Genomic DNA, 17,176 nt, shown 5'->3' on the forward strand with positions numbered 1-17,176 from the left:
GCTTACTGTGGCTGGCGCTGGTCGAAGAAATCGGCCAGGTGATACATCTGCTGGTTCAGCTCCTTCATCTTGTCCAGCAGGGGCTGGTAGGGCTCCAGGTTGTTGTCCACGATGCCTTTGTTGGCGTTGGTGTTCGAAGGTTCGGCACCCACCAGCGTGGGGTCGTTGTCTTGGTATTTGAACCAGTGCCAGCCCACGCAATTCTTCGATTCGAGCAGGCCCAGCGTGAAATTCTGGTAGAAGAGGCCTCGGTCGGCCTGGGTTTTCACCACCCAGCCGGCCCCGGCGGTATTGGCCAGGCCGGGAGCATCCTCGCCCTTCACGTACCATTCCGTTACGATGAACGGCTTGCCGGCGAAAACCTCCCAGTCGCGCACCCAGGTTTTCTCGGGTGTCCAGTTGTTGTAGTAGTTGATGCTCACGGCATCGAGGTACTTGCCTGCCACCTTCATCAGCTCGGGGTAGTAGCGCTGCGCGCCGTGGAAACGGCAGCCCAGGTACATGTGATTGGGGTCGTACTTCTTCATGGCCTTGGCCACGATGCTGAAGTAATGGTCGGCCGCGTAGGCCAGGAAATCAGCCCGGTTCTGGTCGGTGATGGTTTCGAGGGTGATGTTGCGTTCGTCGGCCCACTTTTTGGCAGCCACGTAGCCGGGTTCGGTCACGGGCAGCTTCAGGTAGCCGTCGAGGTTTTTGCGCAGCAGCGGCATCTCGTTATCGGAGAAATAGCCGAATAGGTTCTTGTCGTTCTTGTTCTGGGCCAGCTGTTTGGCGTGCTGCTCGGCAAATTCCTCAAAGCCGGGGTCAAACGCGAAAATCACGTCATTGGGGTAGCCTTTGTGGCCGGGCTGCACGTAGGTGCCGCCGCGCTTGTCGCCGTACTTGCTCATGAAATCCAGGTTGATGGTGTAGGCCAGCGGCTGGTCGGACCTGGCATTTTCCGCCTGAATTTCTTTGGTGGCCGACCATGCGCCGGCGCCATTAAAGCCATTCGCAAAGAAGAACTTGCGGGTGGCCGCCATCCAGCCGGCGCGGTCGCCATACTTGTCTTTCAGAGCTTTCTGAGTGCGCTCGGAGCCGCCGGGCTGCACGTCGTTCGGGGCGTTGTGCAGGAAGTAGTAGCCGTCGGGGTCCACCGCCCACCAGCGGCCGGCTATTTTCTCAACGTGGAAGAAGCCGGTGGCTTTGGTTTTCTTGTCGAGCCGCCCGCCGTATTTGTCCAGCTTCACGGTGGCGGGCTTGAAGCCTTGCAGCGTGGCGATGGTGCGCGTGGGGTAATTCTTATACTCCGAGAAGCCAGCTTTGCCGTCGACGGTGGAGTTGTTGATGGTCTTTTTGGCGGCGACGCGCAGAGTGTATCCGGCGCTGTCGCGGGACTGCGCGTGGGCCGTGAGGGTGCACAGGAAGAGCGCGGCAGTCAGCCGCTGGGATGAGTTAGCAGTCATTATTTCCCGGTATCGTATTTCGCCGCCTGCTGCCGGTAGTATTCCTGTAGCACGAAAAATGCCTTCTTCTTAACCCCCGTGCTCGAAATCAACCCCTTGCGGTTGAACCCGTTCTGATACACCGGGTGCTGCCGCCGCGTGGCGCGGAAGTCAGCCAGAATCCAGGGCGTCATGCCGCGCAGGCCCGGGATGGTGCTCAGCATCTTCAGCTGGTTCACGTACAGCGCCTCCTGGTATTCCTCGCTCCAGCGGGTGTCGGCGTCGCCGTGGTAGCCGGCCAGCGCATCGCCGCCAAACTCGCTAATCATCACCGGCTTGTTGTATTTGATATCGAAGGTGTACTTCGTGATTTCACTCGGCTTGCCGCCCCAGTACCAGCCAGCGTACTCGTTGAAGCTGGTCAGGTCCAGGAATTCGCCCAGCTGGTCGTCGACGTGGATGACGTTATCCGGCGTGCGGTGCAGCTCCAGGGCGGCGGCGATGAGGCGGGTATCGTCAAGAGCGCGGGCTTTCTTCACGAGGTTGGTCATGAAGGTGAGGCGCGGGTCGCTCAGCGGGGTTTCGTTGCCGACGGACCACACCACGATGCTGGCCCGGTTTTTCCCCATCGAAATGAGGTCCGAAAGCTGGGTTTCGGCGTTTTGGTAGGTGGCGGGGTTTTGCCAGGCAATGGTCCAGTACACGGGTACTTCGGCCCAGACAAGCAGGCCCATTTCGTCGGCCAGCTTCAGCATGGCTTCGTTGTGCGGGTAATGGGCGAGGCGCACGTAGTTGCAGCCCAGCTCTTTGGCCCAGGTGAGCAGCATGCGGAGGTCGCCCTCGCCGCGCGCCCGGCCGGGAATCAGCGGGTTTTCATCGTGAATGGAAATGCCGCGCATAAACGTGGATTTGCCGTTCAGCAGAATGTCCTGCCCGCGGGTCTGGATGGTGCGGAAGCCGATTTTGTCCTGCACCGTTTCCGCGCCGTTGGTGAGCGACACGGCGTAGAGCTTGGGGCTCAGCGGCGACCATAGTTTCAGCTTCTTCGCCGGGATGCTGAAGGTGGCGCGGCCTTCGCCGTCGGTTTTCAGGGTTTGTTTGATGCCGGCTTCGGCGATGTTCAGGGTGACCGACTGGCCGGCTTTGCCAGCGCCATCAAGCTGCACGTAGCCGGCCAGTTGGCTCATGTTGTCCTTCGCCAGCTGCACTTTATAGTCGACGATAAACGTCTCGGGCGCTTCGGCGATAAACACGTCGCGGGTGATGCCGCCGTAGTTCCACCAGTCGGTGTTGATGGTGGGCACGGCGTCGAGGTGGCGGGTGTTGTCGGCCTTCACCACCACGAAATTGTCGCCGCTGTTGAGCTTGCCGGTTACTTCGTATTGGATGGGCGTGAAACCGCCCTGGTGCATGCCCAGCTTCTTGCCGTTCAGGTAAATGTGCGACTCGTAGTTAATCGCCCCGAAGTAGAGAAAGTAGCGTTTGCCGGCCGTGGGCGTGATTTTAAAGCTCTTTTTCAGCCAAATTGTGCCTTCGTAGTACAGCAGCTTGGGGTCCTGCGAGTTCCAGTCGCCGGGGATTTGCAGGGCGGCCGAGTGGTCGAAATCGTACTCAATCAGCTCAGGTTCCTGACTGTTGCTGGGCTTCTGGTTGTCGTAGTAGCCGCCTTTGCCAGTGGCCGACTTATCAAACGCCTCGCGGCGGTAGTCATAAAAGCCGTTTTCGTAGGGGTCGATGATGTAGTTCCAGCTGCCGTTGAGGCTGAGCACGCGGCGGGCCGGCGCATTCTGAATCAGGCTGGTTTGGGCAAGCGCCGACGAGCCAGTGAAGAGGCCGGCCAAGCCCAGCACGAGGGCCAGCAGCAGCTTCAGCGGGGTGGGTGGGGTCATGTGCAGGGAGGAGAGGAGGATGTTGGGAGAAAGCTGGGAAAACGGAACGTTATGCAGAGCGCAGCGAAGCATCTTTACCGCAGTAATAATTCAATCGACAGGATAGTGGTGGCGGGCAAGATGCTTCGCTGCGCTCTGCATGACGGGCGGTTTTCCCGGCCAAACCCTAGTTGTAGCCCGGGTTCTGGGTCAGAATCGGGTTGGTCTGGGTTTCCTGAATCGGCAGGGGGAACACCAGGTTATTGGCAGTGATGTTTTTGATGCCCAAGCGCGTGAACAAGGCATTCATCACGGGCAGGGCGCGGTCGGTGCGCACGAGGTCGAACCAGCGGTGGCCTTCAAAATTCAGCTCCAGGCGACGCTCCAGCTCCAGGCGGGTGCGCAGGTCGGTCTGGCTAATGGTGGCGGGCAGGTCCACGGCCGGGGCGGGCGTGGCCACGGGCAGGCCGCGCGAGCGGCGGATGACGCGGTTCACGGCATCGAGGGCGGCGGGGGTGATGGTGCCGCCCGCTTCGTTCACGGCTTCGGCGTACATGAGCAGCACATCGGCGTAGCGCAGGATAATCCAGTCGTTTTCGGAATCGGTGGTGGTGGTGGGCGTGTCGTTGTACTTCTTGGTGTAGTAGAGGATGGACGCGCCGGTGCCCGACGACCCGAACGAGGCGGCGGCCCGCACATCGGTGGGCCCGCTGGCGGCGAAGGCGGCCACGAGGTCGGGGTCCACGGAATTGAACTGCTGGCCCTGGCCGATGTTGTTGTTCACGGTGACGGCTACCGCGGCGGGCAGCACGGGCATAAACCAGGTGCTGAACGAGCTGCCCACGCCCAGGCCGCCCTTGGTGTAGCGGGCGGCGGCCAGAATCTCCGTGTTCATCTCATTGCTGGTCAGGAAGATGTTGGCGTAGTTGGCTTGCAACGCGTAGTTGTTGCCGTCGATGACCTTTTTGAGGGAGGTGGCGGCGTCGGTGTATTTCTTCTCGGTCAGCAGCACCTTGCCCAGCAGGCCCTGTGCGGCTCCTTTGGTGGCGCGGCCCAGGTTGGCCCCGGTTTGGGTGGCGGGCAGGTTGAGTTCGGCAAACGCCAGGTCCTTTTCAATCTGGTCATACACCTGCGCTTTGGACGCGCGGCCAAACTGGTAGGCGTCGGCAATAGACGTAATTTCACTGGTCACCAGCGGTATATCGCCCCAGATTTGCACGGCGTTGAAATACGCCAGCGCCCGAATAAAGCGCACCTCGCCGTAGAGGCGGTTGCGGGTGGCATCGGTGAGCTTCACGCCGCCGGCCCGGCTCAGGATGATGTTGCAGCGGGCAATGGCCCGGTAGGTCACCAGCCACTGGCTGGGCAGGCGCGGGTTGAGGCCGGAGAGGCTGAAATCGTTGAACTCGTTGAGGGCTTCGCCCGACGTTACGGCGAAGCTGTTGTCCGACGGAATTTCGGCAAAAACGAACAAGCCGCGGTTGCTGCCATTGCCGTAGATGTCCTGCAGCGAGGAGTAGGCCGCCGTCACGCCGGTCACGATGCTCAGCGAGTCGGTGTAGCCCATGGAGCTGGGCAGGCGGGTGGGGTCGTTCAGGTCGATGAAGTCCTTGCTGCACGACGTGGTGCCCAGCGTGGCCAGGCCCAGCAGCGTGGCCACGGCCGTGCCCGAGAAAAATTTATTGAAAGTCATGGTGGGAATTAGTCTAAGAGGTTTTTTCAGGCTGAGCACTGGGCTGTTAGGCCATCATGCAGAGCATTCTAGAAGCCCAGCTGCACGCCCAGCGTGATGGTGCGGGCCATGGGGTAGGCTCCCTGGTCCACGCCGTAAGTGGGCGCGGTGGTGTTGCCGTAGTTGTTGGCTTCGGGGTTGTAGCCGAAGTATTTCGTGAACGTGTACAGGTTCTGGATGCTGGTGTACACGCCCAGGCTTTGCAGGCTGGCCTTCTTAATCCACTCGCCGGGCACCTGGTAGCGCAGCGTCACGTTGCGAATGCGCAGGAACGAGGCGTCGTTCACGTAATAGGAGTTGAACACCGACTTGAGGGAGCCGCGGTAGGTGGCAAAGGGCGTTTTGCCGTCGCCGGGGCTTTCCGGCGAGCGCCAGCGGTTCAGCAGCTCAATGCGGCCGTTGGTGCCGCCGGCCCCGTTCACGGTGTAGCGGTCGGCGCCGTACAGCACGTCGTTGCCCTGCGAGCCTTGCAGCGAAATGGCCAGCGACAAGGCCTTGTAGCCGAAGGTGTTTTGCAGGCCGTAGGTGAATTTCGGAAACGGGTTGCCGATAACACCGATGTCGAGCGTGTTAATCTGGCCGTCGCCGTTCACGTCCTTAAACTTGAAGTCGCCGGGCCGGACCACGGTGCCGCTGCCGGTCCATTTCGGGCTGGCGTCGATGTCGGCCTGGTTCAGGTAAATGCCTTCCTGCTGGTAGCCGTAGAACACGCCCAGCGGCTGGCCCGGCACCACCCGGATGGAGCTGCCGTAGCCAAACACAGCGTCATACGTGAGCTGCTCGTTGGCCCCGGACAAGGCAATTACCTGGTTGCGGTTGACCGAAAGGTTGGCCGAAGTGCTCCATGTAAAGTTGCCGCCCTGGACGTTGACCGTGTTCAGCTGGAACTCCAGGCCGCGGTTGCGCACCTCGCCCACGTTGGATAGCGCCCGCGAGAAGCCCAGAATAGCGGGGATGTTGCGGTTGAGCAGCAGGTCGGTGGTGTTGCGCTGGTAGGCGGCCACGGTCAGGTAAATGCGGTCGCGGAACAGGCCCAGGTCGAAGCCCGCGTCGTACTGCGTGTTGGTTTCCCAGCCCAGGTCGCGCACGGCCACGCCGTTGGCCGCCACACCGAAGGAGCGGATGCCGTTGCCGGTGCCGAACACGTAGTTGGCGCCCTGCTGCTGGTAGCTCTGGAAGTTGTAGTCGCCGATGTTGTTGTTGCCGGTCACGCCGTAGCTGGCGCGCAGCTTCAGCTCGCTGATGGCCGTAAACTGCTTGATGAAGGGCTCTTCGGCCACGCGCCAGGCCAGGGCCAGCGAGGGGAAGGTGGCGTAGCGGTTGTCGGGGCCGAAGCGCGACGAGCCGTCCGTGCGCAGCGCGGCGGTCAGAATGTAGCGCTCCTTAAACGCGTAGTCGAGGCGGCCGAATACAGACGTCAGCGCGTTGGACGTGTTGAACAGGCCCGACCCCAGCACCTGGCCGGCGGCGGTGGGGTACTCCACGGTGGCGTTGATGTAGGTGTCCGTCTGGCCCGCTACCGTGCTGCCTTCCGCCGTGTTGTACTGGGCAGCGTAGCCGGCCAGCAGGGTCAGGTTGTGGTTGGTGGCGAAGGTGCGGTTGTAGGTAGCCGTATTTTCCCATACCCAGTTCATGTTGGTGCTGTTCATGCGCCGGGCGTCGATGTTCTTCAGGATAGGGTTCGACAGGTTGGCGAGCTGGTTGCCGGCGGTGGGCAGCGTGGCGGGCACGTAAATGGCGCGGCGGCCATTCACCAGCTCGGCCCCGAGGTTGGTGCGCAGGTGCAGCCCGCTCAGCACCTCAAAATCGAGGAAGGAAGAGCCCAGAATGCGGGCCACGTTGTTGCGGTCCTTGTACAGGTCCAGCGGGGCCACGGGGCTCAGCAGGTCGCCGGGGTTGGTGATGCCATTCCGGGTACCCGTTTTCAAGCTGGCGTAGTCGCCGTTGGCCAGGTGCACCGGCACAATGGGCGGCATGATGATGGCAGCCGTCACGGCCCCGGTTTCGCCCCCCGGGCCGCCGCCCGTGATGTTGCCGCCGTTGTAGCTGCCCGAAATCGGCACCACGTCGGTGCGGGTGAAGTTGGGGGCCAGGCTCAGGCCCAGCTTCAGTTTCTTGCTCAGCTGGGCATCGTAGTTGGCGCGCAGCGCGAAGCGCTCCAGGCCCGAGCCTTTCACGATGCCGCTCTGCTTGAAATACCCGCCCGAGATGTAGAAGCGCGACTTATCGGTGCCGCCGGTGGCGCTCAGCTGGTACTGCTGCTGCACGCCGGTCTGGAAAATCTCGTTCTGCCAGTCGGTATCGGGCAGGGTTTTGGGGTCGGCGTTCAGCAGCGCCAGCACATCGGGGTTGGTGATGGTGGGGTTGCCGGCGGTGACCGACTCCCGGAAATAATCCATGAACTGGTCCCGGTTCATCAGCTTCAGGCGCTTGGCCACCTGCTGAATGCCGGTGTTGGCCGTGAAGTTGAAGCGGGTGTTGCCGTCGGCAGACCCGCGCTTGGTGGTCACAATCACGATGCCGTTGCCGCCGCGCGAGCCGTAGATGGCGCAGGCCGCCGCATCCTTCAGAATTTGCACGCTCTGAATGTCGCTGGGCGCAATCTGCGAGAAGCTGTCGGCGTTGTTGAGTGGGTAGCCGTCCACCACGTAGAGCGGGTTGTTGCCGGCCGAAATCGAGCCCAGACCGCGCACGCGGATAACCGCGCTGGCCCCCGGCTCGCCCGAGGGCTCCGTAATCTGGGCCCCGGCCACCAGGCCCACCAGCGCCTCGGCGGGCGAGGCCACCGGAATCAGCTCCACCTGCTTGGCCGAGATGGTGGAGATGGACGTGGCCAGCATTTTCTTTTCCTGCACGCCGTAGCCCACCACCACTACCTCGTCGAGGCTCTTGGCATCGGGCGTCAGCGAAGCGCCGATGCTGGTGCGGCCGTTCACGGCCTCTTCCTTGAGCACGTAGCCCACGAAGGTGAAAATCAGCGTGGCATCATCGGCGGCCTTGATGGTGTATTTGCCGTCGGCATCGGTCTGGGTGCCGTTGCTGGTGCCCTTCACGATGACGTTGACGCCGGGCAGGCCCGCGCCTTTTTCGTCCACTACGCGGCCCGTAATCGTGATGTCGGCCCGCACGGCGCGGGCGGCGGGGGCCAGGTCGGCGGCCGAGGCCAGGTGCAGGCCGAGGCCCAGGCTCAGGGCCGGGAGCAGCACCAGGGGCCGCAGGCAGCGCCGGAAATCAAGTCGTAAAGTGACCATCATATTTTGGGGTGGGAGTTTGGTGACAGAGAGAGACGAAGCCGGCCGGCGCACCGCGCAAGGGGCGGGCTCATCGGGGGTGGCCAGCCCGGAGCCCAATGTTGGGGCCTGAAAACCGGGCTTGGCTCTGCGAATTACCGGATTGTAATCTGCTATCTAATGCAATAGCAGGCCTTTATTTACGTAAACGTTTGCAGCAAATCGGGCCGTTTTGGGTGCTTAGCGGCCGGGGTTTGTAACTTGCCCGACATTCATCAGCCCCGAAAAAGGCTGTCTCCTCTTTTTTCTGTCCGAAAGCCGCCCCTCCCCCATGACGCCCGTGAACCTGAAGTCGCTGGCCGAAGAGCTGAACATGTCCATCGCCACGGTTTCGCGGGCGTTGCGCGACAGCCACGAAGTATCCGAAGCCACCAAGCAGCGGGTGCGCGCCCTGGCCGCCGCCCGCCACTATGAGCCCAACGCCTACGCCAGCAGCCTGCGCCGCAACATCAGCAAGACCATCGGCGTGGTGATACCCAAAGTCGCCAATCACTTCTTTGCCTTGGCCATCAACGGGATAGAAGAGGCTGCCCGCCAGGCCGGCTACCACGTCCTCATCTACCTCACCCACGACGACTACACCCGCGAAGTGTCCATCGTGCAGCACCTCAAAGGCGGCCGGGTCGATGGCCTGCTGATGTCCGTGGCCAGCGGGACCGAGGACTTCGCCCACATCAAGAGCCTGCGCGAAGCCAACATTCCCATTGTGTTTTTTGACCGTGTGTGCGCCGAAGTGGCCACCGCCAAAGTCACCACTAACGACTACGAAAGCGGCTACCAGGCCACCGAGCACCTCATCCAAGCGGGGTGCAAGCACATCGCGCACCTGCTCATTTCCAACAACCTGTCCATCGGTCAGTTCCGGCTGCAAGGCTACCTGGATGCCCTGGCTGCCCACGGCCGCGCGGCCGACCCCGACCTCATCCTACACGGTGTGATGGACAACCAGCAAAACGTGGCGCTCATCCGCGAGCTGCTGCTGCGCCGGCCCGATATCGACGGCGTGTTTGCGTCCGTCGAGCGGCTGGCCATCAGCACCTACCAAGTGTGCAACGAGCTGGGCCGCCGCATTCCCCAGGATATCAAAGTCATTGGCTTCTCCAACCTCGAAGCCGCCGCCCTGCTCGACCCGCCGCTATCCACCATCACCCAGCCCGCCTACGACATCGGCCGCGAAGCCGCCAAAATCCTCCTCCGCGCCGTAGAAAAGAAGAAAGCCGTGCTCCCCAGCCAAAGCGTAGTGCTGGAGTCGACGCTGTTTCAGCGGCGCTCCACCGCGCAGGGCTGAGATTTATCTGTCATCGGCGAATTTACTTGTCATCCTGAGCGCAGCGAAGGACCTTACCACGTTGAATGATTGGTCGTAACCAGCCAATGCGAACGTGATAAGGTCCTTCGCTGCGCTCAGGATGACAGGCGTCTTATTTTTTACTCCCGCGTCACCTTGCGGCGCAGCACCTGGCCCGTTTCGGTGGTCACCGTGAGCAGGTACGTGCCCGCTGCCAGCCGGCTGACATCAACCGGCGCGGTGGCAACTTGCTGCTGCCGTAGCACCACCTGCCCCGTGAGGCTGCGCAGCACTACGTCCACCGGGCCGGCCAGGCCGTCGAGGGCGAAGCTGACGGTGGTCGGGTTGGGGTAGATGGCTACGGCGGGCGCGGCGGCGGTCCCGGCGGTGGCCGTCACGGTGGCGGTGCGTTGCAGCACCGGGGCCGTGTCGTTGTCGTCGTAGTAGGTTTTCGATTCGAAGGTGCCCGACGGGGTGAGGCGGTAGAGAATGCTCATGTGGCCGTTGATGGTGCCCGTGCGCAGGTCGGTTGAGACGCCGCTGTAGCCTTCCAGTTTGATGCGGGCCGAGGCCGAGCCGCGGTAGGTGTTGTCGAGCGAGATGCTGTAGGTGCGGGCGGTGCCGGAGTTGTTCATCAGCAGCACGGTGTAGCCGGTGGCATCGCGCAGGCCCAAAAACACTAGGTCGTCTTTGGCGTAGCTGGCGTTGGTTTCCTGGTCGCCGGGCATGTAATTGGCGCGTTGGTTCTGGCTTAGCAGCGCGAAGTGGTGCATGGTGGAGCGGCGCGAATTGTTGGCATTGTAGAGCGAAAAATCGGTGCTGCCCTGGTCGCTGTTGCTTTCCGCAATACTCCACGGCGTGACGCAGAAGGCCCGGTGGGCCAGTGCTAGTTTGGTCATGGTGGCCACAAACTGCCCGGCGGTGAAGCCGTAGGGTTTCCAGGTGCTGGTCGATTTGGCTTCGGTGTTCACTTCGGTCACGGCCAGGCGCAGGTCGGTCCACGTCGCGTCGAGGCCGTGGCGGGTGGTGTTCACGTTGTCGAGGTAGCCCTGAATGGTGTCGAAACGGCTGGCCAGTACTTGCTCGCGGTTGCCCGCGCTGTCGTAGTAATGAAACGAAAACGTGTCGAGCAGGGGGATTTTGCGGGTGCCCACCGTCACGTACTCGTCGCCCACGTCGGTGATGAAGTTGGAATAGTAGAGTGAAATCGGCTGGTCGTAAAACAGGCGGAAGTCGCCACCCACGATTTTGCAATTGTTGTTGGCTTGCTTCACCAGCCGCGCCATGGCCTTGAACCGGTCGCGGAAGCCGTAGTAGCTCAGGCCCAGATAGGGCTGGTTGTTGGTCACCCAATCGGTCATGCTCATCTGGTCGGGGGCCGGGTCGGCCTCGTTGCCGATGGCGAAGTAGCTCACGCCGTTGCTCGTGAAGTAGTTCACACAGGTAGTCACCTGCGCATCGGTCAGGTTGATGGACAACTGCACCAGCGGCTCGCCATTCAGATTCGTCTTGATGTAATTCACCAGCGGCAGCCAGTTTTCCTTCACGCTCCAGTCGCGGGCCGGGTTGGTGTTGCGGTTGCGCTCGTTGCCGCCAATGCGGTAGAATTTCATCTGGGCCGTTTTCAGGTCGGCCGTGATGGCGGCATTGAGCTGGTTATTCCAGTAGTTGATGCCGAAGAAATTGGTGCTCACGGGCACGCCCTGGGCTGCGGCCGGCTGTGCTGCCGTGCCAAGCATCAGTGCGGCCAGCAGGATTTGGAAAGAGTTGCGAAGTAGTTTTTTCATAGGATGTGGGAATTTGGGAATGGAAAAAAGAGAGAAAAATCAGCGCGCAACTCCGCCCTGGCTGATGAAAAAATGTCCTCGGAACGATTTGGTAATGGAGTGAAAAAGAACGGTCATGCCGGTGCAGCCGAAGCACCGCTACTGCGTGAGTAATCCAACCGATGGGGTTTACTAATGCGGTAGCGATGCTGCGACTGTGCTCAGCATGACCGTTCCTTTTGGCTGATTAGCCTAATTCCTGCTTACTCCAGCACCACGCGCTTCGTGAGCACCTGCCCGGCGGCCTGTAGCCGCAGCGTGTACACGCCCACGGCCAGCGCCGCTGTCTGAAACTCCGCCGTAGCACCGGCCGCATTCAGCCCAATGGTGCGCGTGAGCACGGCCTGCCCCAGCGCATTGAACAGCGTGGCACGCACCTCGCGCGGCCCCGCCAGCGGCGGCAGCAGCACCGTGAAGCTACCGTGCGCCGGGTTTGGGTACAGGCTCACCGTGGCCGCATTCAGCTCGGCCCGCGCCGCCGTCACCGTGGCCGGGCGCAGCACGAGGCTAAAGCGTCCGGTGCCGCTCGCAGCCGTGGCCAGGGCTAAAGTGTAAGCAGTGCCGGTAGCCAGCAGTTGCTGGGTGCCCGTCAGGGCATCGCGCAGGTAGACGGGGTTGCTGCCGAAGTTGACCAAATCCGCCACTTCAAAGGTGAAGCTGCCCGCCTGCGGCACGCGCAGGTGCAGCGGCACCACTACCTCAGTGGTGCCCAACAGGGGCAGGCCGTTGATGGCCAGCGGGCGGGTTCCGCTCAGCGTGGCCAAGTCGAGGCCGGCGGGGTTGGGCAGCTTGGTAGCGTCGAATTCGGTATCAACGCCAGCCGTGGCGCCGGCTTGCAGGTAGAGGAAGGTATCGTCGCTTAGGCCGGCACCGGCCAGCTGCAGGTGCAGCATCGGCCGGCTATCAGCCATGCCGCGCCCAAATACGGGCTGCGCCGCGAAGCTGGTGACGCGGTTAGCGTTGGTCAGGTTCACGGCGCCGGGCGTGCCGGGGGTGCTCACCCGCACGAAGTAGCCCGAGCCGGCCACCACCAGCGGCGAGGTGCCCACGCCGTTGGCGTAGCTGCGGTAGGTGCCGGCGTAGCGGCCGGTACTCTGGTACACGTACATGGCGGCATCGAGGCCCGGGCGCTGGGCGGCGGTCACGGTGTTCCAGTCCAGCGGGCTGGGGTAGGGGTTGCCCAGCAGCTGCCAGCCGGCATCGGCATCGGTGCCCCGGTTCAACGCGCCCGAGTTCTGTGCGGCGTTGTTGAAGGTGCCGGTGAAGGCCACGGGCGCAGTCGTGACGGGCATATTCACGGTGTAGCCGCGCGTGGGCTGCATCACATCAGTAGCCGCAGCGGGGGAAAACCAGCCTTTATCAAAAGCTCCATAATTCGAAGTAACAGTCGCAATCCGGCTTTCATCGTACCCAAACACCGTGGGGAAGGGCGACACCGCGCCGGGCGTGGCGCTGGTGTTGTAGGCCGAATTGAACGTGGGCGCAAAGCCCGTCGTGGCCAAACTGCCAAACGTGGCCCCGGCTACCGGCGAGCTGAAGTGGCGGTAGCCCAGCCCCGTCGCGCCGCCGGTGATGGCCCGCTGCATGGTGCCGCTACCCGTCACCACGCCGCCGGTATTATCAATCAACGCCGTGCCATCGGCTGTGGAAAGCAGCACGAACGACTGGCCGCTGGTGTTCAGGTTGCCGCTTTGCAGGCGGGCCATCTGAGCCACGCTCACGCCCTGGCTTAGCGTGAGGCCGAGGGTATTATTCACCGTGAGGTTGCGCACCTGGGCGGGCAGGCCCGCGCCGGTAAGCTGGGCTGCCGTGCCGTTGTAAGTGTAAGTCGCATCCGCATCAAACGTGCGACTACCGGTAACCTGAATAGCGCCCGTAGTGCCGCTGGCCGCGATGCCGGCCGGGTCACAGATTTGCAGCTCCGCGCCGGCCTGCAGCTGGAAGCTAGCCGCGCCGCCCAGCGCCTGGCAGTTGCTCACGAACACGCCGCCCGCCTGCACCTGCACGGCGCTGGACACGCTGGTAGCTCCCAGCAGCGTGAGCAGCCCGCCAGGCTGCACCGTGATGCTGTTGTAGCTGCCGCCGGCCGTGAGGCGCTGGCCGCTGGCCACCACCAAATCGGGGCCGGTCACGGCATTGCGCAGGCTTTGGATGTAGTCGATGTTGGGCTGGCCGAAGCCGTAGCCCCAGTTCAGGGCCGTGCTGCCCGAGGCGTCGGCTTTGCCGGTGCCGGTGTAGTCGGCCAGGGTCTGGGTGGGGTTCAGCGGGTAAACAAACTTGCTGGGGCTGCCGCCGTTGTCCAGGTTCGGCGCGGCCATTTTGTAGTTGGGCGTGGCCGTGTAGTTGGCCGAGGTGCCGGCCGCCACCGAGCCACCAAGCGCCAGGCGCGTGGCAAACGTGTGGATGGCCCCCGTCACGCCCGCCGCCGGCGAGCCCGCCGCCTTCACCATCACCATGTCGTACTGCGTGATGTTGAAGATGCTGGTGCCGCCCACGTTGGTCAGGTACGCAGTGTTGCCCAGCAGCATATCCAGCGTGAAATCCGAGGCATCGTAGTCGGGCACGTAGCCGGCGGGGCCGGCCAGCTGGCGCAGCACGATGGTGGTGCCGCTGCGCAAATCCGACCAAAAAGCGTTGTTCGTGAACTGGTATTTGCCGCCGTTGTCGGCCGTGCCGTTGGTTTCAAAATCCTTCACAATCATGCCGCGCACGTCCAGGTGGTCTTGCACCACTAGCAGCTCTACGGCGTCGAGGTTGCCCGTGCCGTCGTTCGAGCCGTTGTAAATCCGGTTCACCACGATAGAGGGCGGCGTGACGGCCAGCCCGCGCAGGGTGTTGATGTAGCTGGTGTTGCCGGTGCCGAAGCCGTAGCCCCAGTTGCGGGTGGTGCTGGTGCTGCTGGCTACGGCGGTGCCGTTGTAGTCGGCCGTGCTTTGGGCCGGGTTAGTCGGGTAGAGGAACGCGCCGGTGTTGAGGACGGCGTTGAAGACCAGCTTCGGCCCGGTGAGGCCGGTGTAGAGGGCGTTGGTGCTGCCGTTGTTCGATACCAGCGCGTGTACCGGGTTATCGATGCCGCTGGCCGCGCCGGTTTTCAGCAGCACCATGTCGGTATTAGTCAGGTTGAAATTCTGGCCGGAATTCGACAAATCGGCCAGGTACGTGGTGTTTTCCATCAGCATATCCACCGTGAAATCCGATGCGTCCACGTCCGTCGCGTAGCCCGTAATGCCCGAAGTCAAACGGCGCAGCACGATGGTGGTGCCGATGCGCAAATCCTTCCACAGCGCGTTGTCCTTGAACTGGATTTTGCCGCCGGTGTCGCTGGTCAGGTTGGTTTCGAAATCCTTCACAATCAGCCCGCGAATGTCGAGGTGGTCCTGCGTCACAAGAAGCTCCACGGCATCCGTCGAGCCGTCCGATGTCGAGCTGCCGTTGTACATCCGGTTCACCACAATGCCCGTGAGCGGCTGCTCGGCAAACGTCAGCTTCGAGAAGTTGAAGCCGCCGCTCACGATGTCGAACTTGAGCGTGGTGGTGGCCGCAGCCTCTAAATACACGTTGCTGATAACCACATCCTGGTACGTCCCGAAGCTGCCCGTAGCGGGCACGGCCACCACGCCGGTGCGGTCCACATCGTTCACCGACAGCCGTAGCGAGCCGGTGGACGTGGCCCCCGTCGACACTCGCACGCGCAGCTGGTAGAGGCCGGTGCGCAGCACGTTCACCGTGTATTTCAGCCACTCGCCGCTGGCCGTGTAGCCCACTTCGCCGATGCCCTCGCCGCTGTTGCTCGTGTCCACGCCTTCGGTGGGGCGGGGCACGTTGGGGTCGGCGGCCGCGCCGCGGTTGGCCGTTTCGGTGTCGTGGTAAGCCACGTTCTCGCCACCGTTGTCGTACTCAATAGCCTTCACCACGCCCGGAATCACGGGCACGGTGGTGGGGTAGGGCGTGCGGATGCAGCTGCTCACGGGCAGGTAGTTAACCTTGGTATTCACAATCGTCGTGTCGGCATTCACCAGCGTCAGCGCAATGGTTTTGTTGCCGGCTGTGGCATACGTCACCGCAATCGGCCCGCGGCCGGTGCCGGTGGCCGGCGTGGCCCCCGCGCCAAAATCCCAGGTCAGCGAAGTAGCCTCGCCCAGCACCGAGGCCGTGAAATTCACCGCCTCGGGCGCCACGCAGGTGAAAGTTTTATCCGACGAAAACGAGGCCAGCGTCACGTTGTGGCCGGGGCTGAGATAAGTCGGCGGCAGCGTTTGCTGCGCGTGCTGCAGCGAGTACACGATTTTGCGCGTAAGTGCGCCCTGGCTGTTGAATAGCAAAACCAGCGTCGACTGCGCGTAAATCTTGTCATTGTAAGCCGCGTTAATGCCGGCCGGCACGTTGATTTTCAGGGCCGCCGTGCCGGGCACCGTGGCCCCGTCCAGCTGCACCGTGAAGTCATAGTCCGTCACGTCGCTCTCGTTCAGCACCATCACGGCGGTGGTCCCGTTATCGGTGCTGCTGAGCACTTTCACCGTGGCCTGGTTGTCGGTGGCGTTGAGATTGGTGCCGTGCAGGTTTTCCGACATCAGCATCTCGTGCCAGTAGGCCGAGCGCGGCTTGATAGCCGCCACGGTGCTGCCGTCCAGGTAGCCCAAATCGCCGGTTCCGCGCGCCCCGCTGCCCTCATGAATGGACCACGGCTGCATCGACACGCCCTCGTACTTCATGCCCACGCCAAACACTTCGGCCCAGTACTGCCCGTTCAGAAACGAATGCACGCCCACGCCCTCCACGGTATTGGCGGTGGGGTTGGCGTAGTCGATGTTGAATTCGGTGAGGGCCCAGCGCAGGGCGTTGGCCCCGGTGCGGTTGTTTTTGGTGTTCGCGGCCGCCATGAGGCCCAGCAGGTTGTTCACGTTGTTGGTGAGCGTCTGGGCGGCTCCCAGCACCGCGGCGCGGGTTTGCGTGCCATTGAAGGCGTAGCTGTGGAAGGAAATAACGTCGATGTAGTAGCGCCCGTTGGCATCGGTGCCGGTGATGTCGTTGGCCCCGCCCACCAGCGAGGGCATGTAGCTACCGCCGTAAGAGGCGTTTTCCGGTCCTACGGTCAGGATGGTCGGGTCCACGGCTTTCATCGCCGAGGCGAAGGACTTGATATAAGCCGCCACGCCGGCCACCGGCACGGGGTTGGGTTGCGAAGTATTGTTCAAATCCGGCTCGTTGCCGATAATCCAGTACCGGATGTTGCGGCCCATTGTGATGTTCACGTACTGCACCACCTGCGCCGCCTGGGCTGCCGTGAAGCGCCCGCGCCCCTCCGAAACCGTCACCATCGGCTCGGCCCCGATGCGGCGGATAGAGTCAATCAGGGCGATGTACTGCGCGTTGGTCACCAGGTTGGAGTTCACGCCGTTGCCGCCGATGCGCACCATGCGCACCTTCGACTGCTTCACCACCGGCCACAGCCGGTCGAGCAGCCCGTTGTACACCTGCGTGCCCAGGGCGGTGGGCAGCCAGGCATTCTGGCCGGCGAGGTAGGGCGAAATAGCCTGGCCGTGGCCGGTGCTCAGCGCCAGCCAGCTCAGCAGTAAAATCGATAGCAGTTTCTTCATCAGGGTGGGAGTTTGGTTGATTGTAGCGAAGGGTAGGGCAGGGGCGACCATCCCGAAAAGGGTGCAGCCAGCCGGCCAGCCGAAAAACATCGGCGGCGAACAGAAACCAGAAAAAGCAGGGGCTGAAACCAGCGCAGCCCGCATCAGCCGC

General features: G+C 62.7%; 7 protein-coding genes. 1 reads left to right on the forward strand and 6 read right to left on the reverse strand.

The features are described from left to right. Nucleotides 1–2: 2 nt before the first annotated feature. The 4 genes from ACYVM5_RS11130 to ACYVM5_RS11145 all read right to left on the reverse strand — a co-directional run bounded on the left by ACYVM5_RS11130 (nucleotide 3) and on the right by ACYVM5_RS11145 (nucleotide 8,278). The gene (locus ACYVM5_RS11130; RefSeq protein WP_460618184.1) at nucleotides 3–1,445 is read right to left on the reverse strand and encodes a hypothetical protein; all 1,443 of its coding nucleotides are present in this window, start codon (nucleotides 1,443–1,445) and stop codon (nucleotides 3–5) included. Further along, nucleotides 1,445–3,313, reverse strand: coding sequence for a glycoside hydrolase family 2 protein (locus tag ACYVM5_RS11135; RefSeq protein ID WP_460618185.1), 1,869 nt, complete (start codon nucleotides 3,311–3,313; stop codon nucleotides 1,445–1,447). Before ACYVM5_RS11135 ends, ACYVM5_RS11130 begins: the two co-directional genes overlap by 1 nt. A 166-nt stretch (nucleotides 3,314–3,479) precedes the next feature. Further along, the gene (locus tag ACYVM5_RS11140) at nucleotides 3,480–4,985 is read right to left on the reverse strand and encodes a RagB/SusD family nutrient uptake outer membrane protein (RefSeq protein WP_460618186.1); all 1,506 of its coding nucleotides are present in this window, start codon (nucleotides 4,983–4,985) and stop codon (nucleotides 3,480–3,482) included. Between the two features lie 68 nt (nucleotides 4,986–5,053). Further along, a complete protein-coding gene (locus ACYVM5_RS11145; RefSeq protein WP_460618187.1) occupies nucleotides 5,054–8,278 on the reverse strand; it encodes a SusC/RagA family TonB-linked outer membrane protein in 3,225 nt (1,074 codons plus the stop codon). Between the two features lie 307 nt (nucleotides 8,279–8,585). Here ACYVM5_RS11145 and ACYVM5_RS11150 point away from each other — a divergent pair, with 307 nt between their 5' ends. Next, nucleotides 8,586–9,602, forward strand: coding sequence for a LacI family DNA-binding transcriptional regulator (locus ACYVM5_RS11150; protein WP_460618188.1), 1,017 nt, complete (start codon nucleotides 8,586–8,588; stop codon nucleotides 9,600–9,602). Between the two features lie 140 nt (nucleotides 9,603–9,742). Here the strand turns inward: ACYVM5_RS11150 and ACYVM5_RS11155 are convergent, their stop codons facing one another. Together ACYVM5_RS11155 and ACYVM5_RS11160 are read right to left on the reverse strand one after the other, a co-directional pair. Then, complete coding sequence (locus ACYVM5_RS11155) at nucleotides 9,743–11,389, reverse strand: T9SS type A sorting domain-containing protein (protein WP_460618189.1); 1,647 nt, start codon at nucleotides 11,387–11,389, stop codon at nucleotides 9,743–9,745. Between the two features lie 242 nt (nucleotides 11,390–11,631). Then, a complete protein-coding gene (locus ACYVM5_RS11160) occupies nucleotides 11,632–17,025 on the reverse strand; it encodes a carbohydrate-binding protein (RefSeq protein ID WP_460618190.1) in 5,394 nt (1,797 codons plus the stop codon). Between the last annotated feature and the right edge of the window lie 151 nt (nucleotides 17,026–17,176).

It is taken from the genome of Hymenobacter ruber, assembly GCF_054783255.1.